Genomic DNA, 21,820 nt, shown 5'->3' on the forward strand with positions numbered 1-21,820 from the left:
GGCCGAGGGGGAATGTCATGCGCCGCCCCTGGATTCGCCCTCCCCGGGCGTCGGATAGTCGCCCTCCCCGGGCGGTCGGCCGCGACGACATCGGCCGGCGGCCGCGGCCAGTTCCTTGACCGCTTGCGGGGTAGGTGCGTGCGCGGTGGCCAACTCCAGCAGGCTCACCGCGGCGGCACGTAATTGCGGGTCGGCCAGGCCGAGGCGGGCAGCCTCCGACCAGGCGTCCGCCGTGGAAGCGGCCAGAGCCGTTGCTTCCGTGACGATTTCAGGACTCGACAGCAGTGCGTCGAACACGTGGATCGGGACCGACCAGCCGTCACCCGGCTGGGCGTCGAGGTAGCGGACCTCGAGGTGCCCGGCCGCGCGGACCGGGGGGAACACGGTGGTGAGGTGATAGTCCAGATCCGTGCGGTCGGGGCGGCGACCGATCTCCTCGTCGAGCGCACCGCACAGCCAGTCGGCGAAGGTCGCCCCCGGCGGTGCGCTCCAGTCGGCCGCATCCGAACTCGACGGAGCCGACCGGAGCCGATTCGGCCTGGATGCCTTGGCCCGATCCAGCGGGACAGCCGCGAGCCGATTGCGCGGGGCCGCCCCGGACCGATTCGACTGCGCGGGGGCCGCCCGGGGACGAACGCACAGCAGCGGCACATCCAGCGCCCAGCGTGCGTAGCCGGTGACCGGATCGGCCCAGTCGTGCAGCGGCGGCCGGGTGCGCAGGTGGTCGAGGCGCTGCCAGGCCCGCATACGCTGCGACGCCCACTCGCCGGGCGGCGCGGAGTGCAGTTCGGGCGAGCACGCGAAGGCCGCGAGCAGGGCGGGCCCGACCGCGTGCAGGACCCGCCAGCGCGCCGCGATCTCGGTGGGATCCGCGCCCGCGTCCACGCTCACCTGGGTGGCGGCGGTATTGCACATCATGAGCGCGCCGAAGGGGCCGATGCCGGCGAAGGAACGCTCCATGGCGCGGTAGCGCGGCAGCCGCAGCACGCGCGAGGGCCGCCGGACCGCGTCGGCGGCCCCGGAAAAGGTTCGGATTGCGCGGGATTCGAGCAGCTCCCGCAGGCGCATCGTGTCTGTCCGCAAGCGCTCGCACAGTTCGGCGGCGGTGCCGAACGGGGCGCTGGACAATTCGATCTGACCGCCGGGCTCGATGGTGACCCGGCTGCCTCCCGGCAAGGGAACGGCCGGGGAATCTGGAGAAATGGACCGTGGCGCATGTGGTCCGAGTGCGTCCGCGAGGACCTTCAGGTCCGGACGCGAATTAGTTGCCGAAAGTTCACCTTGCGCGGTGAGCCACTCGAGTTCGGCACCGATGAGCAGCGGTGGACCCTGTTTGAAACAAACTTTCCCGATGTAAGCCTCGGCGGCGGCTCTCGAGGAGAACTCGCCGCCCGGCTCCGATTCGGCCAGGCCACTGTGCAGCACATCGGTCGGTGACGCCGTGACAGCCATTGCCAACCTCCGTCTGATGCGGGTCGCCGTTGAGGGGACGCACGGCGACCCAAACCAGGGTAACGAGTGAGGGTGACAAGAAATCTGACGAAATGGAGAACACACCAACCGATATGGTCGTTCGTATGCTCGAAATCGCTGCTTTGCGGGCCGAAACCCCCGGTTGTGAAAATCAGGTTTTTCTCGATAGCGCGGGCTCCTCGCTCCCGCCGACAGTGGTCCTCGACGCCACCATCGACCATCTACGCCGCGAGGCCGAGATCGGTGGCTACCGGGCAGCGAATGAACGCATCGACGACCTGCACGGCGTCAAGACGGCCATCGCCGAGCTGATCAACGCCGATCCCGGAGCAGTAGCCCTCAGCGACAGCGCCAGCCGCTCATGGAGCGATTTCTTCTATTCGGTCCCGCTCTCCGCCGGCGACCGCATCCTGATCTCCGGCGCCGACTACGGCAGCAATGCCATCGCCGCCCTGCAGCGCGCCCGCCAGACCGGCGCGACCGTCGAGGCAATTCCCAGCGACTCCAGCGGCCAACTCGACCTCGACGCGCTCGACGCCATGATCGACGAACGCGTGAAACTGGTGTCGCTGGTACACGTTCCGACCAACGGCGGACTGGTGAACCCGGTCGCCGAGGCCGCCCGCATCGTGCATCGCGTGGGCGCGCTGGCCCTGCTGGACGCCTGCCAGTCGGCCGGGCAACTGCCGCTCGATGTCGCCGAACTCGAGGTGGACGCGATATCGGCCACCGGGCGCAAATGGCTGCGCGGCCCGCGCGGCACCGGCTTCCTCTACGTCCGCCCCGAACTGGCCCTGAGCCTCGAACCCACCCGACTGGACCTGCACAGCGCCGAGTGGACCGCACCCGACGACTACGTCCTGTCCCCCGACGCGAGCCGCTTCGAATTCTGGGAATGCAATGTCGCCGCCCGCCTCGGCCTGGGCGCGGCCGTGCGCTACCTGCTGGACCTGCGTCCGGCACAGGTGTACGCCGCCATCGCCGAGCGCGCCGAATACCTGCGCAAGGAACTGCAGGAGATCCCGGGCGTGGACATGCGCGACCGCGGCACCCAGCACGCGGGCATCGTGTCCTTCACCGTCGACGGGGTGGAACCGATCCGGGTCAAGGAGCGGCTGGCCGCCGAGGCGATCACCGTCACCGCCAGCTTCCGGAGCTCCACCCTGCTGGATATGTCCGCGCGCGAACTGAACTCGGTAGTGCGCGCCTCCCCGCACTGCTTCGTGAGCTTCGAGGACCTCGATCGCTTCGTCGGCGCCGTCAGGACCCTCGCATAGCCGTCAGAACCCTCGCATAACCGACCGCATAACTCCGAAACCGTTAACAGCGCTCACTCCACGCGGGATATTGGAGATGCTGGTTACGCGTTTGAGGAGTCGATCGTGAGCCGCTTCACCGAAGAGATGTACGAGACCGCCCGGACCTCGCTGCGGGGGCTGGTGACGGGCGAACCGGATGCACCGACGCGGCACACCTGGGGCGAAATCCATGACGCCGCACGCCGAATGGCGGGCGGACTGGCCGCCGCCGGGATCGGCCCGGGCGACGCGGTGGGCGTGCTGGCCGGCATGCCGGTCGATATCGCGCCCGCCTGCCAGGCGGTCTGGATGCGCGGGGCCTCCATCACCATGCTGCATCAGCCGACGCCGCGCACCGATCTCGAAGTGTGGACCCGCGACACCGAGACGGTGCTCGGCATGATCGAGGCGCGCGCGGTGATCCTGGGCGAGCCCTTCATGATCGCGGAACCGCTACTGCGCGAACGCGGCATCGCCGTCATCACCATCGACGCCATGCGCGCGGGCGAACCCGTCGAGCCGGTGCCGACCGGCGAGGACGCGATCGCCCTGCAGCAGTTGACCTCCGGCTCCACCGGCTCCCCCAAGGCCGTACGGATCACCCACGGCAACTTCTATGTCAACGCCTACGCCATGTTCGACCGGGTGAAATTCCAGCTCGACGACGACGTGATGATCAGCTGGCTGCCGTTGTTCCACGATATGGGCATGGTCGGATTCCTCAGCGTCCCCATGCAATTCGGTGCGGAAGTGGTGTGCGTGACACCGCTGGACTTCCTGACCCGGCCCATCCTGTGGGCCGAACTCATCTCGAAATACCGCGGAACCGTCACCGCCGCACCGAACTTCGCCTACTCACTGCTGGCCCGCCGCCTGCGCAACGCCGCCGACGGCGCGTTCGACCTGAGCAGCGTGCGCTACATGTGGAACGGCGCGGAACCCGTCGACGCCGACACCATGGACACCCTCGCCGAGGCCGGAAAACGCTTCGGCCTCAACCCGATGGCGTTGACGCCGGTCTACGGCATGGCCGAAACCACGCTGGCCGTATCGATTCCCGATCCGGGCCTGGGCCAGGTCCTCGACACCGTCGACGCCGATCTGCTCGAAGCACTCGGCAAGGCCGTCCCCGTCCGCGATCCCGAGCATCATCACGGCGGTATCCGCAGGCTGCCGACACTGGGCTATCTGGTCGACAATCTGGAGGGCCGCGTCGTCGACGGCGAACATCGCCCGCTGCCGACCCGCAGCGTCGGCGTCATCGAATTACGGGGACCCGCAGTCACTTCCGGCTATGTCACCGTCGAAGGCTTCCGTCCCGCGCAGGACTCGGAGGGCTGGCTGGACACCGGCGACATCGGCTATCTCACCGAGGACGGCCTGATCGTCGTGTGCGGCCGCATCAAGGACGTCATCATCATGGCGGGCCGCAATATCTTCCCGACCGATATCGAGCGAGCGGCCCTGCGTATCGAGGGCGTTCGGCCCGGCAATGCGGTCGCCGTCCGATTGGACGCAGGTCAGAAGCGGGAAAGCTTCGCCGTCGTAGTCGAATCCAACGACCACCAGGATCCGGACGAGGTGCGCCGCATCGAGCACGACATCGTGCACGCCGTCTTCTCGGAGGTAGGGGTCCGTCCGCGCAGCGTCACGGTCCTCGGACCGGGCGCACTCCCCAAGACCTCCTCGGGCAAGCTGCGTCGCTCCGCTACGGCGACGCAGCTGTCCTGAACCGCTATTCGGTTCCGGCGACCAGGAGTTCGAGGGTCAGCTTCGGCATTTCCTTGGTGATGTACTGCAGCCGCCACTTGTCGCTGAACAGCGCCAGGATCGCGCCGTCGGTGCGGGTGAACACCTCGACCCCGCGCTGCCGGCTGAGCTCCTCGGCCGATTCGGCGTCGGTGCGCCGGGCCAGCTGGTACGGCAGGTGGTCGAGCTGCGTCTCGACATTGAACTCGGATTGCATGCGCGCGGTGACGACTTCGAACTGCATGGGGCCGACCGCCGCCAGCACCGGCGACTGCTCGCCGCGGGCGTCATTGCGCAGCACCTGCACCACGCCCTCGGAGTCCAGCTGATCCATGGCCTTGCGGAACTGCTTGTACTTGTCCGCGGTCTTGGCACGTAGCGAGGCGAAATGCTCGGGCGCGAAGGACGGGATCGGCGGGAACTCGACCTTCTTGTCCACGAACAGCGTGTGGCCGGGAGCCAGCGCGGTCGCGTTCACCAGACCGACCACATCGCCCGGGTAGGCGGTGTCGACGGTGGTGCGCTCGCGACCGAACACGGTCAGCGCGTACTTGGTGGCGAAGGGCCGCCCGGTCTGCGCGTGCGTCACCACCATGCCGCGCTCGAACTCACCCGACACGATGCGCATGAAGGCCAGCCGGTCGCGGTGCGCGGTGTCCATGCCCGCTTGCACCTTGAAGATGACGGCGCTGAACGGCGCGGTGGTCTCACGCTCGTTGCCCTTGACGTCCTTGCGGGAACGCGGCGGCGGCGCGAGCTCGATCAGCGTCTCGAGGATCTGACGCACCCCGAAGTTCAGCATGGCCGAGGCGTAGATGACCGGCGAGGTGTGCCCGGCCAGGAACAGTTCCTGATCGTGGTCCTGTCCTGCCGCGGAGAGCAATTCGCTCTCCTCCGCGGCGGTGGTCCACACGTCGCCCTCGCGTTCGGCGGCCTGCTCGGGCGTGAAGTGCTCCTCGGGCGCGATGGTCGCGCCACCCGCGGTCCGGGTGAAGTGGATGTAGTCGGTGGGCGCACCCTCCGCGCCGCGGCGCATCAGACCGCGGAAGTCGCCCGCGATGCCGACGGGCAGGAACAGCGGGGTCGGTGTCAGGCCGATGCGCTCGATGATCTCGTCCAGCAGTTCCAGTGGGGCCTGCCCCGGCCGGTCCCACTTGTTGATGACCGTGATCACCGGGATGCCGCGATCGCGGGCGACCTGGAAGAGCTTGAGCGTCTGCGGTTCCAGACCCTTGGCCGCGTCGATGAGCATGACCGCCGCGTCGACGGCGGTCAGCACGCGGTAGGTGTCCTCGGAGAAGTCGGAGTGGCCGGGGGTGTCGACCAGGTTGATCACGCAGTCGCCGTACTCGAACTGCAGCGCCGTGGAGCTGACGGAGATACCGCGCGCCTTCTCCATCTCCATCCAGTCGGAGACGGTGGACTTGCGTCCGGCCTTGCCGTGAATGGCGCCGGCCTCGGAGATCTTCTTCGCGTGCAGCGCGAGCGCCTCGGTCAGCGTGGATTTACCGGCGTCCGGGTGCGAGATCACCGCGAAGGTGCGCCGCCGCGCCGCCTCGTCGGCCAGCCGCCCGGAGGTAGCAGAGGTCGCGCTGGCAGTCGGGGAACTCACGGGGGACTCCTTTGTGCGGACGAGGCAACCGCACCAGGGTACGCGACCGGCCTGTCCGCCCGACCGGCAGGTTCAGGCCCCAGCTCGGCAGGTTCAGGCCGGGCTACCCAGGTATTGGGCGATGGCACGGGCGATGAGGGCGAGCAGGTCCGCCTCGGGGGCGACGGCTTCGAGGCTGCGGTTGGCGGCCAGGACGGCCAGCCCGTGCAGGTTGGTCCACAGGCACATGGCGCGTTCCCCGGTCGGGTCCGCCACACAATCGGCGACGAGCACGCGCCAGTGCCGGAACAGCGGCAGCGACACCGATTCTCGGAGGTTCTCGCCGGAACCCTCGAGCAGATCGTGGCGGAACATGAGGGTGAACATCTCGGGGCGGCGCAGGGCGAAGGTGACGTAGGCCAGGGCCGTGCGGTCCAGTTGGGCGCGTGGTGTTTTCGCGCGGACGGCTTCGATGTCCGCGCGCAGATCCGCGTAGCCGCGGGCGGCGATGGCGGCCAGCAGCGCGTTGTGCGTGGGGAAGTACCGGCGTGGAGCCCCGTGCGAGACACCGGCTTCGCGCGCGATGGCACGCAGTCCCAATTGTCCGGCACCGGCCTGCTCGAGCATGTCCACGCCCGCCGTCACCAACCGTTCCCGCAGTGGCTCAACCGAAGTCATGACTCACATTCTCACGGCAAAGGTAGACAGCGTCTACTCGGGTGGGGTAGACAGTGAGTCAGAAACGTAGACACTGTCTACCGCCGTGTTCGGGAGGGTTTTTCATGTGGTACTGGCTGCTGAAGCACGTGCTGGTCGGGCCGGTACTGCGACTGCTGGGCAGGCCGAAGATCGAAGGACTGCAGCATGTTCCGGCCGACGGCCCGGTCATCATCGCGGCAAACCATCTGGCCGTGGTGGATTCGCTCTACCTGTGCCTGGTGCTGCGGCGGAAGGTCACCTTCATCGCCAAGCAGGAGTACTTCACCGAGGGCGGTTTCCGCGGGCGGATCAATCGCTTCGTCATGAACGCCACCGGTCAGGTTCCGGTGGATCGCACCGGCGGCGGCGCGGGCTCGGATTCGCTCGCGGCGGCCGTGCGCATTCTGGAGTCGGGCGGAATCTGGGGCATTCACCCCGAGGGCACCCGCTCACCCGACGGCCGTGTCTATCGAGGGCGGACCGGCGTGATCCGGGTGGCCATGCAGACCGGCGCTCCGGTCATCCCGGTCGTGCTGTCGGGTACCGATCGGGTCAATCCGCGCGATCGCCGTTTCCTGCGTCCAGCCAAGGTGCGCATCTCTTTCGGCCGTCCCCGTTATTTCCGGCCCGCCGATCAGCAGGCCGTGCGCGTGGCCACCGATGAATTGATGGCCGATATCGTGCGCCGCTCCGGCCGCCCCTATGTCGATTGCTACGCGGCCACTTTCAAGGCGAACGCGGCGTAAAACAAGGAACGGCCGGTTGTTCGGCCCCGAGCTCCGAACAACCGGCCGTCGATCAATCAGCCGACAGCGGCACCGGTACCGCTGGAGGTGGCGCCTTGACCGGCGCCGAGGCCGCCCAGCAGGCCGCCGAGCAGCGTGCCCAGGCTGCTGGAGCTGCCGGTCCCGGACGGCGACGGGGTCGGCTTGGGGGTGGGCGTCGGGGTGGGGGTCGGGCCGCAGTCGTTGGTGGCGATGGCGGCGATGCCGCCGTCCTGGCCCACCACATCCGCGGAGGCGATCGGGGCGGCGATGGTGACGGCGATGGCGGCAATGCCCACAGCGCCCAGTCCGTACCGGTGAATGCTCTTCATAAACTGTCCTTACTAAGCAGACCGGCCGCCCGGAGCCGATCAGAGTGCCCGCACCGGAAGCGGAACCGCGCTGTCGAGAGGGGGCCGACAGCGCGCAATTTCCTTGTTGTGCAGGGCGTTCCCTCCCGCGGGGAACTTTGTGAAACAGTAATACTTCAGAGTATTCGGGACAAGGTTTTCATAGAGATCCCCGCAAAAGAAAACGGCCGCCATTCGGACTCGCTATGGAATCCGAACGATCGGCCGTTTCAAGTCGGCCGCTACGCGGCCGGCGACACTCAGCTGACGCGCGAGTTGGCGCTCGAACCACCGAACATGCCGGAGAGACCGGACAGCACCGAGGTCGCGCTGCCGGAGTCGGTGGAGGTCGAAGCGGCGGCGACGGTGACGTCCACCGGGCCGACGGTCAGGCCCTGGCTGGCGGCATTCACGGTCACCGAGATGTGGTGCGCGCCCGCGGCGGACGGAGTCCAGTAGATCGCGGCCGACGTGCTGGTGCCGGACGGGGTGGCGGTACCCAGCGAGACGGTATTGCCCGCAACGGTGTCGAAGATGGTCGCGGTGGTGCTCGGCGAGCCGGTGACGACGGTGATGGTGTAGGTCTGACCCACCGTGTAGCCGCTGCCCGAGACGGTCAGGCCGCTGACGGTGGTATCCGCCGCCGCGAACGGAGCGGTGAGGGCGGCGGCGGCAGAGAGGGCGGCGATGCCCACGGCACTCACACCGATGCTGCGGATGTTCGTCATACAACTGTTCCTTACTTAGAAGCCAAGCTGGTCGGCATGATTCAGAGCGACCCCGCGAACTCATGAACCATGCGAAACGTTAGTTTGTCAGAATCTTGGTCGCGAGACCCGGGAACCGGGCATAATTTCCCCCCATTCCGGCTCAACCAGGGGTGGCGCAGAGCCGTTTCCGCCGCATGTTAAAGTCGTCAGGTTGTCTCGGCGAGGGTGCGGCACCCAAACTGCCCACCGTGATCGACGCGGCTCGGCCTATTCGGCCGTCCATGTTGGTTCTTCGTCGACGAGCAGACCAACCTCAGCCAGGGCGGCCCAGTCGCCTGGCGACCAGCTGACATTACAGCCCGGACGAGCCGTAGGGAGTAGACAATCATGTCCGACGCCAACCTCATCGAAGCCACCGTTCGCACCGAGTTCGGCAAGGGCGCTGCCCGCCGTACCCGCCGCGATGGCAACGTTCCGGCCGTGCTTTACGGCCACAACGAGGAGCCGCAGCACCTGTCCGTGAACGCCCAGGCGTTCGCCGCCATCCTGCGTGAGCACGGCACCAACGCCGTGCTGAACCTGGACATCGCCGGCAAGAAGCAGCTGGCGCTGACCAAGTCGGTCGTGGTCCACCCGATCCGTCGCTACATCGAGCACGCCGACCTGCTGATCGTGCGTCGTGGCGAGAAGGTCACCGCCGACGTGAGCATCGTCCTGACCGGCGACGCCGCCTCCGGCACCCTGGTCCAGCAGGACACCATCGTGCTGTCGATCGAGGTCGAGGCGCTGCACATCCCCGAGTCCATCGAGATCTCCATCGAGGGCGTCGAGGCCGGCACCCAGATCCTCGCGGGTTCCATCGCGCTGCCGAAGGGCGCCACCCTGGCCGGCGACCCGGAGGCCCTGATCGTGAACATCATCGCGGCCCCGTCCGCCGCCTCCGAGGATGCTGCCGAAGAGGCCGCTGCGGAGTAACTCCCTACTCCCATAACGGTTTTCAACGACCGAGGCAATCTCTCAATGACAGAGATAACTGCTGCCGGGCCCGCGCTCGTGGTCGGTCTGGGTAACCCCGGACCCGAATACGAGCGCACCCGGCACAATGTCGGTTTCATGGTCGCCGAGGTGCTCGCGGAGCGCGTCGGCGGCCGTTTCACCGTGCACAAGAAGTCCGGCGCGGATCTGCTCGAGGCTCGCCTGGACGGGCGCAAGGTGCTGCTGGCCAAGCCGCGCACCTACATGAACCTGTCCGGGCGGCCCGTCGCGGCGCTGGCCAAATTCTTCTCCGTGCCCGCCACCGAGGTGATCGTCGTGCACGACGAACTCGACCTCCCCTTCGGCCAGATCCGCCTCAAGCGCGGCGGCGGCGAAGGTGGGCACAACGGTCTGCGCTCGATCTCGCAGGCCCTCACCACCAAGGACTATCTGCGGGTCCGCTTCGGCATCGGCCGTCCGCCGGGCCGGCAGGATCCGGCGGATTACGTGCTCAAGCCCTTCTCCGCGCCGGAGCGCAAAGAAGTTCCGGTGATCGTCGAGCAGACCGCGGACGCGGTCGAACTGCTGCTGCGCGTCGGCCTGGAGCCCGCGCAGAACCAATTGCACTGAGCCGCAGTCATATTCCGGTCAGCCCCATCGAGTTCCGGTCAGCCGAGCGTGCCCGACCCGTCGCTGCTGGGATCCATGCGGGGCGCGTCGGCCGGATCACGGGCGATGAGTCCCCAGCGGCTCGAGGTGAGGCGCAGGCTCGGTAGATCCGAGAGCGAGAGCACGACCTCGTACGTGCGTTCGTAGCCGGTGTGCGCGATCCGCCAATTCCCGTCATCGCACAGCACGTAACGATCGGTATAGAAGGCCGCGCCGCGCAGCAGCATGTTGTGGCCCGGGATCAGCACCGTGTCGGCGAGATACCAGGTGCCGGTCGCCTCGTTGCCGTCGACATCGATTTCCGGGTGGTCGCAACGATGTTCGGTGATGACGTGCGGTCCCAGCGTATTGCGCATGAAGGCCAGGAAGGCGTCGCGCGATTCGAACTGGAGGTACTCGCTGTAGGTGGCGGTGGCCTCCGGAATCATGGTGTCGGCGAACTCGTCCCACGTCTTGGTGTCCAGCGCACGCAGGTAGCGGAACTTCAACCGGCTGATCGCCGCGACCGCATCGGGATCCATAACATCCACAATCCCATCAGGTGAAGGAAACCTTCAGGGATCGGCACGGATTTGTACCGGATCGCTATCAGCCCGGTACCGAACGCCTCCGCGAGTTCCGGGGGTTACCCGTTGATGCTGAAGCAGGTGGTGCAGAAGTCCTCGCCGAACTCTGTCAGGCGCAGGCTCTTTCGCACGATTTTGGGTACCCGACCGGCCTTCTTGAGGGCCTGCTCGACCACCGGCTGCACCTCGAGCACCATGTAGCGCGACAGCACCACCGGATCCTCCGACGTGGTGGTCAGACCCAGGCGGTTGAGGTTGATCAGGTAGTGCCGGGCGCGATCCGGGTAGCGGACGCCGGACTGCTCGGGCACCGAGGTCAGATCGCCCGCGACCAGTTCGGAGCCGATGCCCAGCGGCCGGTTGGTGCGCACGTCGACCGCGGGCTGCGGGCCCTGCAACGCCATGAAGCGCAGGATGCGGGCCTCGTCGGGGGCGAGTTGATCGAGGATGCGGTCGTAGGCCGGGTGCACGTCCTCGGTGAAATAGACGTCGGCCGAGCGGGCCAGCAGTGCGTCGCCGCGGCGACGCAGTTCGTCGGTGGTGGCCGAGCGCAGCAGTGCCCCGTTGGTGATGGCCTGCTGCGGCGCGCCCATGGGAGTCGGTACGTAGCTGACGATCTCGCGCACCGACCCCTCGGTGACGCCGAGCGCGCTGCGCGCGATGGACCGCAATGCCGCGCCCGTGCGCTCGGCGATATCCGCGGAGGATTCGCCGTCCAGCGCGGCCTGAGTCAACTGCTTGGTGATCTCGAAGCTGGTGCCGACCGCCCACTCGGTCCCGCGCACCGCGGTGCCGACCGCCAGTCCGGCAGCTCTGAACGCCCCTCGGATCAGGCGGGCCTCATTGCTGATCTGCCGCTGCTCCACGTCCGAACTGCGTTCCACGGCACGAGGTCCCGGTCGGGCCACGTCCTGCCCCGGGATCCTGTCTTCCGCCACGTCCATCTCCGAATATCGCCAGGTGAACACAATCGTCCACAGATTATTGCCCCCGACGGACCTTCAGGCACCTTGAACCTGCGAGCCAGTCGAAGGCTACCCCAGTCCATGTTCGTCAACTAACGACGCACATGACCCCCAACACCCCAAGCACAAGGCACGATATGGATGTGGCCCTCGCCATTCTCGTGGTCCCATCGAGAGGAAGGAACATCCTGCCCGGACACTGTGACCGAGATCTCCGACTCAGACACTCCGTCGCTGGACTCGCTTCCTTAATAGCCAGTAAGGTCCGAATCGCCGATGGGGTAGTCAACGCCGACGGCGGTGCGTTGCGGGTCGGCAGGAGGGTGTCGTGCTAGAGAGTGTCTTTGGGGTACATCCGACCATCCTCATGGAATTGATCACCATCCCGTTGTTCACGGGCGTGATCGGCTACATCACCAACTGGACCGGCGTGCTGATGCTGTTCAAACCGGTCCGGTTCCACGGTTTCCGGCTGCCCGGTCTGGCTGCGGTTTTTCCGTTCCTGCCCAAGCGGATTCAGGTACTGCCGCTGCTGCAGTACGACGGGCGAATGGGCTGGCAGGGGATCGTGCCGTCGCGGGCGGACAAGATGGCCAGCATCGCGGTGGACAAGGGGCTGGCGAAACTCGGCAGCGTCGCGGATTTCTATCGGGAACTCGAACCCGACAAGCTCGCTGAACATTTTGTTGAAATTGCGGATCTCCAGATTCGCGACATTGTGGAGGACATCCTCAAACGCGAACATCCGCAGCTCTGGTACAACCTCCCGACCGGGGTCCGGGAGATGATCCACAACCGGGTGAAGGAACAACTGCCCGATATTCTGCGGGAACTCACCGATGAACTCGGCAAGAACATCGATCAACTTCTCGACGTGAAATCGATGACCATCCGCTACTTCCAGGCCCGCCCGCAGATGCTGAACTCGGTGTTCCAGGTACTGGGCGCCAAGGAACTGCGATTCATGCAGAACTTCGGCTTCTACTTCGGTGCGCCCATGGGTCTGGTACTGGTAGCCATCCTGCATTTCACCGGCTGGTCCTCGCTGGTGGTGCTGCCGATCGGTGGAGTGATCATCGGCTGGGTGGTCAACTGGATCGGCATCAACCTGATCTTCGAACCGGCCTACCCCAAGTGGTGGTGCCCGTGGCGGCAGGGCCTGCTGATCAAGCGGCAGGACGAGATCACCGAGGGCTACGCGGCACTGGTGGCCAGCGAGATCATGACGGTGGCCAATATCGGCGACGAGCTGCTCAACGGGCCGCGCGCCGACCGCACCATGCAGATGCTGCAGGACACCCTCAAGCCCGCCGCCGACCGGGCGCTGGGCCCGGCGAAGTCGGTGGTCAAGTTCGCGCTGGGCAACCGCGAATACGACTCGCTGCAGGACTCGTTCACCTCCGAGGCGATGACCATCGCGCCCATCGCCTTCGCCGACCCGGCGTTCAACGCCCAGCAGGGTCGGCAGGTGCAGGAGTACATCGCCAAACAAATGTCGGCGCTGTCCCCGCCGGAGTTCGTGGACATGCTGCGATCGGCCATCAAACAAGATGAATGGCTTTTGTTCGTCCATGGCGGCGCGCTGGGGCTCTTCGCCGGTTACGCTCACCTCCTGATCTTCGGAACAGGAGTGGCGAGCACATGGCTATAACCGAATCCGGCAGCGGCGATGACGATCTCGACGAGGTCGGCACGGAAATCGCTGTGCGCGAGCAGGCGTCACTGCCGGTACCGGTGTCCCACCACGAGAAACACGCCCCCGCCGGGCCGGTGCGCGCCACGGCGGGTGTTGTCGCGGTGGCGGTGTCCGCCGCGGTCGAGGCCAGCTTCTGGAGTCTGCACACCGCGCTCGGCGTGACCTCGGTGGTGTTGCGCGGCAGCATGGCCGGACAGCCGCCGCGCGCGATCCTCTCCGAAGCCGGTGCGCAGGTGCGGCATTCGGTGCGGCAGGCGCTGGGCGTGACCGCGCCCGAGAGTTCCGACGCCGCCCCCGAACTCAGCGCCACCAGCGTGCTGCGCGCCCGCGGGGCCGAATTATTGCGTCGCTCCGCGGATTTCCACACCGAGGACGACAACCACCATCACACCGCCTACGGCCGCATCCTGGGCGAACTCGCGCCCGACGAGGCGCGCATCGTGCGGCACCTCTACCTGGACGGGCCGCAGCCCGCGGTCGAAGTCCGCACCGGAAGAACCTCCTACCGGGCCACTTTCAATATGCTCGGCGAGGACGCCGCCCTGCGCTACCCCAACCGGATCGACGAGTACATCACCAATCTCGATCGGCTCGGCCTCATCCACGTCACCCGCGAAGCCCTGGGCAACCCCAACCGCTACCAGTTGCTGGAGGCGATGCCTGAAGTACGCCGCCTCCTCAAGCGGGCAAGCTTCGGCACCAAGGTCCTCTACCGCACCATCGAATTGAGCTCCTTCGGTGCAGGATTCGTCCGCACCTGTCTCCCGGTCCCCAGCCTGGACGCCCACGCTCTGGAGCACCACGGGTAACAGCCCCTCCCGCAGTACTCCCGCTTCATGAAGGGGGTCCGGAGTACTCAGCGCGGTAACCCGGACAAAATTCCGCAGTGAGTACTCCCTGATCTTGAACTCCCGGGGCTCAGCGGAAGCGGGGCGACTTCACGGCGAGTGCGAGGCGGCCGCGGTGGGTGATGTGCCAGCGGCCGGGGAGATGGCTCGGGACGATGAGGCCACGAGAGCTTAGATGGGCCAATGCATTCCGGGTGCGCCAGCTCGTCAGAGCCGAGGCTTGCTGGACTTGAGCAGCGGTGAGAATGCGGTCGGGCATGAGTGCATCCAACACCGCGATCTCGGCTGGGGTCATACGGAGGTACTCCTGAGGAGTTCGGCGGAGATGGTCTGATGGCGAGGAGTCTCGAGGTCGATTCTGCGATGCCGGTCAGCGGGGAGTTCGTGCGTGCGAAGGCGATTGGCGGCGCTCCGGGCGATGCCGCCCGGGCGGGTATCCGCTCTGGTGTGGGACTTCGAGATATCCGCCGCCGATGATGGAAAGGCGTAGGGCGGTGGGGGCCGGTGGCTGCGGCTGGCTGTGAAATCCCCACCAGGACCAGAGGATCACGCTGCTGCAGAGGATGGCGATCGATACCAGTGCCCATGTGTCCCAAGGCATTTGAGGCTCCTTCTAGGGCTCGGACGCAGATTCGGGGAGCCTCGGTCCTGGGGTGGGTTTCGGATCTCGGTTGATGGACCGGGGCTTATGCACATCGGACATCAGAGATTGCGTGCGGGGAAGTGAGATTTCTGCGCTCGCCAGGTTTTTCTGCGTTTCCCCAGCACGCCACCCGATTTCGGCGCAGACTTTATTCGGGTTTCGGAGCCGACTCCAGGAGACGGTCATGTCGAAGCGCTCCAGCAATCTCCCCCGCCGCCAGCTCGGGCGGTATCTGAGGGAACTGCGTCAGCAGTGCGGTCTGTCGATCGTGCAGGCCGCCAAGCTTGCCGAGCGGGGATCGGGCAGCCTGCAGCGACTGGAAAGCGGTGCCACCGAGCGGATCCAGTTGCGCGACATCGAGGAGCTGTGCCGGATCTACGATGCGCCGGACTACGTGGAGCCCCTGAAGGGGTTGGCGCAGCAGGCGAACGTGAAATCGTGGTGGCACGAGTACGGGGATCTGATTCCGGCCGGGTTCAACGTCTATGTGGGATTGGAGTCGGCGGCGGAGCGCCTCGCCGTCTATCGGCCTGACATGATCTCCGGTTTGTTCCAGACACCCGAGTACGCACGGGCTCTCGACCATACGTATTTCTCGTACGAGTCGCCCGCGGCGGTGGAACGTCGGGTACAGCTGCGGATACGGCGACAGTCTCTGATCATGCGCAAACGGAAGCCTGCGGACGCACGGCTGGTCATAGACGAGGCGGCCTTGCGGCGAGTGGTGGGTGGCCCGAAAACCATGGCCGGACAGCTGCGGCATCTGGCCGCGATGCCGCCGAACGTGACGGTTCAGATTCTGCCCGCCGCAGCCGGTTTCCCGCTGGGGGTCTCGCCTGGGCCGTTCACAATCCTGGACTTCGAGACCGATGAGGATGGCGAACCCGTCGAGCCGACAGTTATTTACGTCGAGAGCTACGCCGGAGACTTGTACCTTGAAGGAACGAGCAGCGTGGCGCTGTATCGGCAGGCGCACACGACCATTCGTGCCGCCGCGCTCGACGCGGCCGACAGCAGGAACATGCTGCGACGACTTGCCAAGGAGTTCACGCCGTGAAAAGTGATCTGTCTCAGGCCAACTGGTTCAAGAGCAGCCGCAGCGCCGGTGGCAAGGATTGCGTCGAGGTCGCGTTCCTTGGGCGGTCCGGTGTCGGGGTGCGGGATTCGAAGGATCCCGGCGGTCCCGCGCTCGTGTTTTCCGGTGAGCAGTGGGACCGCTTCCTGGACAGCGGGGTTTGGCGCTGACGCGTCAGGCGGAGATGGACAAGCCCTCGAGGATGGTGGTGGGGGCGGAGCCGTCGGCGTCGGTGCGGGTGGTGATGGTGAGTTGGACCAGGTATTGGGCCTGCTCGGTGTTGACGATGATGTAGCGGTTGTATGCCCACAGCGTCAGGTGTTCGACGTTGTAGGTGCCGGTGATGCCGGCTGACGGGTAGCCGTCGAAGTCGGCGGTGTCGTGGTCGAGGTCTTGCCAGCCCGGGAGTTGGCGGGCGTCGGCGAAGGCGTTGGTGAGCAGGTCGCGGGCGTCGACCGCGGGGGTGAAGGCGGCGACGAGGAGGACCGCGTTGTCGGCCCAGCCGTCGACGGGGGGCTGGGTCCAGACGCCGTAGGAGCCGGGGAACATGCCTGCGGGGACCTGCTGCCAGCCTTCGGGGACGCCGACGGTGACCTTCGGCGCGCCGGGGGCCTCGGGATCGACCGGGGCGGCTTGCACTCCGGCGGCGGCCAGGTATTCGGCGATGGTGGTCAACGGGACTCCTCGCGGGGGACGGCGGTTGTCACCCGACATTCAACACGATGACGCGATGGCTCAGTACTCGCCCTTGATGACGAAGTAGGAGCCGCGAATCGTTCCGGCCAGCTTCGACTTCTGGCGCGCGAACTTGAAATTCGACAGCTCGTCGGGCACTTCCATGCCGTCGGAGAGCTTGAACCCGACCGCCCGCTTCCCGGCGTCCGCCAGCGTGTACATCACGTTGATCGACAAGCCGCTCTCGTAGAAGACGTACGCCATCCGAATGCCGTCGACCTCGAATTCCGTGGCCTCCAGCGCAGGAGATTCGATCACGATGGACCGCTCGTCCGCGAGGATCTTCGCCACCCAGGCGACGGCGGCCTCGGCCTTACTCGCGGGCTCGACGGTGAAGGTGTGGTCGTACTTGTTCTTGAAGTACCTGGCCTCGTTGGCCCGCAATCCCGCGAGCGCGTCCGCGACCGGCGATGATTCCAGCCCAACGGTGGAGACATCTTTGAAGTCGACGACATAACCCATGGCGAACTCCTGACCGTCTCAAGTTGTGATCTACGAGCGTTCCTGAATCCGACGCAATCGTAGCCCGACCCGGTGGACGGATCGGGCTACGACATCGGCTCCCGTCATCCCCGGAAGCGGCGCAACCGCAAGCTGTTGCTGACCACGAACACACTCGACAACGCCATGGCAGCGCCCGCGAGCATCGGATTCAGCAGCCCCGCCGCGGCCAGCGGAATCGCCGCCACGTTGTAGCCGAAGGCCCAGAACAGATTGCCCTTGATGGTCCGCAAGGTGGCCCGCGACAGCTTGATCGAGGTCGGCACGGCACGCAGATCGTCGCGCACCAGGGTGAGGTCGGCGGCCTGGATGGCCACATCGGTCCCGGTACCCATGGCCAGCCCGAGATCGGCCTGGGCCAGTGCGGCCGCGTCATTGACGCCGTCGCCGACCATGGCGACCACCTTGCCCTCGCCCTGCAACCGCTTGACGACGTCGAGCTTGTCGCTGGGCAGCACCTCGGCGATCACCTCGGTGATCCCGACCTGATCCGCGACGGTGCGGGCGGTGGCAGCGTTGTCGCCGGTCAGCAGCACCGGGGTGAGCCCTAGTGCCTTCATCTCCGAGATCGCCTGGGCGCTGGTGGGTTTCACGGCGTCGGCGATGACCAGCACCCCGCGCGCCTGCCCGTCCCATGCCACCACGACGGCGGTATTGCCCGCCCGCTCGGCCCGAGTCTTGGCGTCCGCCAAGGCTTCCGGCAGTGTGATGGACCAATCCTGCAGCAGTTCGGTGCGTCCGATGACCACCGCCCGCTCGCCGACCAGACCCTGCACGCCCTTGCCGCCGTGGCTGACGAACTGCTCCACCTTCTCGGTGTCGAGTCCGCGCTCGGCCACCCCGGCGACCACGGCCTTGGCGACCGGGTGTTCGGAGCCGTGCTCGACGGCGGCCGCGACCGACAGCAGTTCGTCGGTGTCGACGCCCGCGGCCGGAATCGCCTCGGCCAGAGTCATTTTGCCGGTGGTGACCGTGCCGGTCTTGTCCAGCACGACCGTGTCGATCCGGCGGGTCGACTCCAGCACCTGCGGGCCCTTGATCAGGATGCCCAGCTGCGCACCGCGACCGGTACCCACCAGTAGCGCGGTGGGAGTGGCCAATCCGAGCGCGCAGGGGCAGGCGATGATCAGCACCGCTACCGCCGCACCGAACGCGGTCGAGACGGCCGCGCCGGTGCCGAGCCAGAAGCCCAGCGCCGCCACCGCGATCGCGATGACGATCGGCACGAACACGCCCGCCACCCGGTCGGCCAGCCGCTGCACGGGAGCCTTGCCGTTCTGCGCGTCCTCCACCAGCGCGGCCATCTGCGCCAGCTGGGTGTCCGCGCCGACCCGGGTGGCGCGCACGGTCAGTAGACCGCCCGCGTTCACGGTCGCGCCGACCACCTGGTCGCCGGGGCCCGCCTCGACGGGCACCGATTCACCGGTCAGCATGCTCATGTCGAGTGCCGAATTGCCGTGCACCACAACACCGTCGGTGGCGACCTTCTCGCCGGGGCGAACCAGGAACTCCTCGCCGACCCGCAGGTCGCCGATGGGGATGCGGGTTTCGACGCCGTCACGCAGCACCGCCACATCCTTGGCACCCAGTTCCAGCAGGGCCCGCAGCGCGGATCCGGCCTTCTCCTTGGATCGGACCTCGAAGTAGCGGCCCGCCAGAATCGCCGTGACCAGGGTGGCCGCGACCTCGAAGTACAGCGCCGAGGACGAATCACCGCGCTCGATGGCAAAACTGAACGGGTGCTTCATGCCGGGCATTCCGGCATTGCCCCAGAACAGCGCGTACACCGACCAGCCGAACGCGGCCAGCGTGCCCAGTGAGATCAACGTATCCATGGTCGCCGCACCGTGTTTGGCGTTCACCCACGCCGCCCGGTGGAACTGCGAAGCGCTCCAGAACACGATGGGTGCGGTCAAGGTCAGCGACAGCCACTGCCAGTTGGTGAACTGCAGCGCGGGAGCCATACCCATGGCGACCACGGGCACGGCCAGCGCGAGTGTCACCAAGAGCTTGTGGCGCAGCCGATCCGCGGCCGTGGGGCCCGGATCAACGTCGGCGGCATCGGTTTTCACCGGTTCGGTGTGGTGCACGCTGGCGCTGTAGCCGGTGTCCACCACCTTGGCGATCAGGTCGTCGGTGGTCACGGACTCGGGAAAACTGACCTTCGCCTTCTCGGTGGCGTAGTTGACCGAGGCGCTCACACCGTCGATCCGGTTGAGCTTCTTCTCGATGCGGGAAGCACACGAGGCGCAGGTCATCCCACCGATATCGAGTTCGATCGAACGCTCGGGAGCCGGGGCGCTCATTGATGACCTCCTTCGTGGTGGGCGGGCGCGTCCGAAATGTTTGCGCCGGTTGCTGTCTGGGTGAACTCCGCGGTGTGCACCGCGCCGCCCTGCTGGAAGTCCAGGTACAGGCGGTAGTCGCCGTCGCTCGGCGCTTGCGCGTGGAACACGACGTCGGGGCCGGGTGCGGTGGTGCCGACCTCGCCCTCGGGATGGACGTGCAGGTAGGCCAGATCGGTCGCCCGCAATGCCACCAGGTGAGCGTACGCGCCCAGGTAGGGCTGCAGATCGGTCACCGGTTTGCCGTCGCGGGTGACGGTGAAGGTGAGTTCACTGCCCGCGGTGGTCAGGTCGCCGGTCAAGGTGACGCGGTACCCGTCCACATCGGCGGTTCGGGAAGGCGCGGGCAGGGGTGTGGCGGTCACGTTGCCCGCGACCGCGATGGTGCGACTCAGCACGATCTCGCCGGGCCCGTTCGTGGGTGAGAAGTCGGCGAACACCCGGTAGCTGCCGGGCGCGGCCCACTTCCAGTCGATGGACCAGGTGCCGTCGGCGGCCCGCGTGGGATGCACGTGCCGGAACTGGCTCGCATCCGTGCGGACCACGATCAGGTGCAGGTCCTTCTCGTGCAGGTCGTTGTACTCGGTGACGGTTCCCTGCGGTCCGGTGATCCGGAACTGCAGTGCCCCTTGCTGATTCGGAGTGACGGGGGCCGTGATGTCGCTGAGGGTGTACCCGTCGCGGTCGGCCCGCAGGCCGGTGGCCTCGGCGGTCCGGTGAGCACTGTGGTCGCTGCCCCCGCTCGGGGCCGCGCCGGATCGGTCCCCGACCAGGGCACCGATCCCGAGCGCGGCTCCGAACAAGACGACCAGTCCACCGCCGAAGGCGGCGAACCTCAGTCGATCGTTCACCTGGCCACCTCGTAACCCGCTTCGTCGACGGCGGCGACCACATCGGCGTCGGTCAGCGGCGCGGTGGACTCGACCTTGACCAAGCCGCTGGCGAGATCCACGTCCACGCTGGTGACACCGTCGATCTTGCCGATCTCCTTCTGCACCGAACCGACGCAGTGGCCGCAGGTCATGCCGGTGACGGTGTAGGTGCTGGTGGCCATGGTGGTCTCCTTAGCTCGTTTATCCATACGGTGTGGGGGTATCCCCGACATCCAGAAACATACCCCCCATGGGTACCTCGCGCAAGTACTCGCAGAGGAAATCTGTGCACTAGGCTGTGCGCGTGCTCTCAGTTGTGCCCAGCCCCGTTGTCGTGCGCGCGCCCGCGAAGGTGAACCTGCACCTCGGAGTCGGCGACCTGCGCGAGGACGGCTACCACGACCTCACCACCGTGTTCCAGGCGTTGTCGCTGAGCGACGACGTCCAGATCGCGCCGTCCACGGCGCTGCGGGTGAAGGTCACCGGCGAAGGTGCGGACGAGGTGCCCACCGACCGCGGCAACCTGGTCTGGCAGGCCGCCGTGAAACTGGCCGACCTGGGCGGACGCGCGCCACTCGTGGAATTCGCTATCACCAAGGGCATTCCGGTGGCGGGCGGCATGGCCGGCGGCAGCGCGGACGCCGCGGCGGCCCTGATCGGCCTGAACGACCTGTGGGAACTCGGCCTCGGCCGGACTGAATTGTCCGATATCGCAGCCGAACTCGGCAGTGACGTCCCCTTCTCCCTGCACGGCGGCACCGCGCTCGGCCGCGGACGCGGCGAGGAACTGCTGCCCGTATTGTCCCGCAACACCTTTCACTGGGTGCTGGCGCTGGCCAAGGACGGCCTGTCCACCCCGGCCGTCTTCCGGGAACTCGACCGGCTGCGCGAGGTCGGCGACCCGCCCCGGCTCGGCAACCCGGAGGAACTGCTGCAGGCATTGGCATCGGGTGAGGCCAAACAGCTCGCCCCGCTGCTCGGCAACGACCTGCAGGCCGCGGCGCTCTCGCTGAAACCCGAGCTGCGCCGCACCCTGCGCGGAGGAGTCACCGCGGGAGCTCTCGCGGGCATCGTCTCCGGCTCCGGCCCGACCTGCGCCTTCCTCTGCGAGAACGAGGAGGCCGCCGTCGCCGTGGCCGCCGAACTCGCGGGGGCGGGGGTATGCCGCAGCGTCCGCACCGCCTACGGCCCGGTCCCGGGCGCCCGGCGGATCACCGATACGCAGGATGCCAAGCGCTGACATGAGGTCGTTCCTCGCTGCTCGGTAGGCTTGCCCGGGGCAAGTATCGACGACAT

Annotated in this window: 23 protein-coding genes; 10 read left to right on the top strand and 13 right to left on the bottom strand. The window is 67.0% G+C overall.

Features of this window, described 5'->3' with window-relative positions; all coding sequences use genetic code 11:
* Positions 1–15: 15 nt before the first annotated feature.
* On the bottom strand, positions 16–1,452 hold the full coding sequence (gene egtA, locus ACFXHA_RS22340) for an ergothioneine biosynthesis glutamate--cysteine ligase EgtA (RefSeq protein WP_379359697.1): 1,437 nt from the start codon (positions 1,450–1,452) through the stop codon (positions 16–18).
* Positions 1,453–1,577: 125 nt separating this feature from the next.
* Between egtA and ACFXHA_RS22345 the strand changes: the two genes are divergently transcribed.
* Complete coding sequence (locus ACFXHA_RS22345) at positions 1,578–2,750, top strand: aminotransferase class V-fold PLP-dependent enzyme (protein WP_379359699.1); 1,173 nt, start codon at positions 1,578–1,580, stop codon at positions 2,748–2,750.
* Between the two features lie 105 nt (positions 2,751–2,855).
* The gene (locus ACFXHA_RS22350) at positions 2,856–4,502 is read left to right on the top strand and encodes a fatty acyl-AMP ligase (protein WP_379359701.1); all 1,647 of its coding nucleotides are present in this window, start codon (positions 2,856–2,858) and stop codon (positions 4,500–4,502) included.
* A gap of 4 nt (positions 4,503–4,506) precedes the next feature.
* On the opposite strand, the gene ACFXHA_RS22355 is transcribed toward ACFXHA_RS22350, so the two are convergent.
* Together ACFXHA_RS22355 and ACFXHA_RS22360 are read right to left on the bottom strand one after the other, a co-directional pair.
* Entirely contained in the window at positions 4,507–6,132 is a 1,626-nt protein-coding gene (locus ACFXHA_RS22355; protein ID WP_379359703.1) for a peptide chain release factor 3, read from the bottom strand.
* Positions 6,133–6,225: 93 nt separating this feature from the next.
* Positions 6,226–6,789 (bottom strand): TetR/AcrR family transcriptional regulator, encoded by a 564-nt coding sequence (locus ACFXHA_RS22360; protein ID WP_379359705.1) that lies wholly within the window; start codon positions 6,787–6,789, stop codon positions 6,226–6,228.
* A 104-nt stretch (positions 6,790–6,893) separates the two neighbouring features.
* Between ACFXHA_RS22360 and ACFXHA_RS22365 the strand changes: the two genes are divergently transcribed.
* Positions 6,894–7,556, top strand: a complete 663-nt coding sequence (locus ACFXHA_RS22365) for a lysophospholipid acyltransferase family protein (protein WP_379359707.1) — start codon at positions 6,894–6,896, stop codon at positions 7,554–7,556.
* Positions 7,557–7,612: 56 nt separating this feature from the next.
* Here ACFXHA_RS22365 and ACFXHA_RS22370 read toward each other — a convergent pair whose 3' ends face one another.
* A complete protein-coding gene (locus ACFXHA_RS22370) occupies positions 7,613–7,906 on the bottom strand; it encodes a hypothetical protein (protein ID WP_379359709.1) in 294 nt (97 codons plus the stop codon).
* A gap of 278 nt (positions 7,907–8,184) precedes the next feature.
* A complete protein-coding gene (locus ACFXHA_RS22375; protein ID WP_379359711.1) occupies positions 8,185–8,652 on the bottom strand; it encodes a hypothetical protein in 468 nt (155 codons plus the stop codon).
* Positions 8,653–9,021: 369 nt separating this feature from the next.
* Here ACFXHA_RS22375 and ACFXHA_RS22380 point away from each other — a divergent pair, with 369 nt between their 5' ends.
* Positions 9,022–9,609 carry a 50S ribosomal protein L25/general stress protein Ctc gene (locus ACFXHA_RS22380; protein WP_379359713.1) on the top strand — a complete coding sequence of 196 codons (588 nt, stop codon included), beginning with the start codon at positions 9,022–9,024 and terminating at the stop codon, positions 9,607–9,609.
* 45 nt (positions 9,610–9,654) lie between these two features.
* Positions 9,655–10,239 carry an aminoacyl-tRNA hydrolase gene (gene pth / locus ACFXHA_RS22385; protein WP_379359715.1) on the top strand — a complete coding sequence of 195 codons (585 nt, stop codon included), beginning with the start codon at positions 9,655–9,657 and terminating at the stop codon, positions 10,237–10,239.
* A 38-nt stretch (positions 10,240–10,277) separates the two neighbouring features.
* On the opposite strand, the gene ACFXHA_RS22390 is transcribed toward pth, so the two are convergent.
* The gene (locus ACFXHA_RS22390; protein WP_379359717.1) at positions 10,278–10,799 is read right to left on the bottom strand and encodes a nuclear transport factor 2 family protein; all 522 of its coding nucleotides are present in this window, start codon (positions 10,797–10,799) and stop codon (positions 10,278–10,280) included.
* A gap of 104 nt (positions 10,800–10,903) precedes the next feature.
* Positions 10,904–11,728 carry an Abi-alpha family protein gene (locus ACFXHA_RS22395; protein WP_379359719.1) on the bottom strand — a complete coding sequence of 275 codons (825 nt, stop codon included), beginning with the start codon at positions 11,726–11,728 and terminating at the stop codon, positions 10,904–10,906.
* Between the two features lie 409 nt (positions 11,729–12,137).
* On the opposite strand from ACFXHA_RS22395, the gene ACFXHA_RS22400 reads away from it, so the two are divergent.
* The gene (locus ACFXHA_RS22400; RefSeq protein WP_379359721.1) at positions 12,138–13,460 is read left to right on the top strand and encodes a hypothetical protein; all 1,323 of its coding nucleotides are present in this window, start codon (positions 12,138–12,140) and stop codon (positions 13,458–13,460) included.
* Positions 13,451–14,314, top strand: a complete 864-nt coding sequence (locus tag ACFXHA_RS22405; RefSeq protein ID WP_379359723.1) for an Abi-alpha family protein — start codon at positions 13,451–13,453, stop codon at positions 14,312–14,314. Before ACFXHA_RS22400 ends, ACFXHA_RS22405 begins: the two co-directional genes overlap by 10 nt.
* A gap of 409 nt (positions 14,315–14,723) precedes the next feature.
* On the opposite strand, the gene ACFXHA_RS22410 is transcribed toward ACFXHA_RS22405, so the two are convergent.
* Entirely contained in the window at positions 14,724–14,954 is a 231-nt protein-coding gene (locus tag ACFXHA_RS22410) for a hypothetical protein (RefSeq protein ID WP_379359725.1), read from the bottom strand.
* 226 nt (positions 14,955–15,180) lie between these two features.
* Between ACFXHA_RS22410 and ACFXHA_RS22415 the strand changes: the two genes are divergently transcribed.
* Positions 15,181–16,053, top strand: coding sequence for a helix-turn-helix domain-containing protein (locus ACFXHA_RS22415; protein WP_379359727.1), 873 nt, complete (start codon positions 15,181–15,183; stop codon positions 16,051–16,053).
* Positions 16,050–16,241: a DUF397 domain-containing protein gene (locus ACFXHA_RS22420; protein ID WP_379359729.1), complete on the top strand. Its 192-nt coding sequence runs from the start codon at positions 16,050–16,052 to the stop codon at positions 16,239–16,241. The genes ACFXHA_RS22415 and ACFXHA_RS22420 overlap by 4 nt, the downstream gene beginning before the upstream one ends.
* A gap of 4 nt (positions 16,242–16,245) precedes the next feature.
* Here the strand turns inward: ACFXHA_RS22420 and ACFXHA_RS22425 are convergent, their stop codons facing one another.
* From ACFXHA_RS22425 to ACFXHA_RS22445, 5 genes are all read right to left on the bottom strand, one after another.
* A complete protein-coding gene (locus ACFXHA_RS22425; RefSeq protein WP_379359731.1) occupies positions 16,246–16,746 on the bottom strand; it encodes an LpqN/LpqT family lipoprotein in 501 nt (166 codons plus the stop codon).
* Between the two features lie 60 nt (positions 16,747–16,806).
* Entirely contained in the window at positions 16,807–17,268 is a 462-nt protein-coding gene (locus ACFXHA_RS22430) for a phage tail protein (RefSeq protein ID WP_379359733.1), read from the bottom strand.
* 104 nt (positions 17,269–17,372) lie between these two features.
* A complete protein-coding gene (locus ACFXHA_RS22435) occupies positions 17,373–19,613 on the bottom strand; it encodes a heavy metal translocating P-type ATPase (protein ID WP_379359735.1) in 2,241 nt (746 codons plus the stop codon).
* Positions 19,610–20,503 (bottom strand): hypothetical protein, encoded by an 894-nt coding sequence (locus tag ACFXHA_RS22440; RefSeq protein WP_379359737.1) that lies wholly within the window; start codon positions 20,501–20,503, stop codon positions 19,610–19,612. Before ACFXHA_RS22440 ends, ACFXHA_RS22435 begins: the two co-directional genes overlap by 4 nt.
* Entirely contained in the window at positions 20,500–20,706 is a 207-nt protein-coding gene (locus tag ACFXHA_RS22445) for a heavy-metal-associated domain-containing protein (RefSeq protein ID WP_379359739.1), read from the bottom strand. Before ACFXHA_RS22445 ends, ACFXHA_RS22440 begins: the two co-directional genes overlap by 4 nt.
* 122 nt (positions 20,707–20,828) lie before the next feature.
* Between ACFXHA_RS22445 and ACFXHA_RS22450 the strand changes: the two genes are divergently transcribed.
* Complete coding sequence (locus ACFXHA_RS22450; protein WP_379359741.1) at positions 20,829–21,764, top strand: 4-(cytidine 5'-diphospho)-2-C-methyl-D-erythritol kinase; 936 nt, start codon at positions 20,829–20,831, stop codon at positions 21,762–21,764.
* Positions 21,765–21,820 lie beyond the last annotated feature (56 nt).

Source organism: Nocardia sp. NPDC059240 (genome assembly GCF_042753865.1).
GTDB lineage: Bacteria > Actinomycetota > Actinomycetes > Mycobacteriales > Mycobacteriaceae > Nocardia.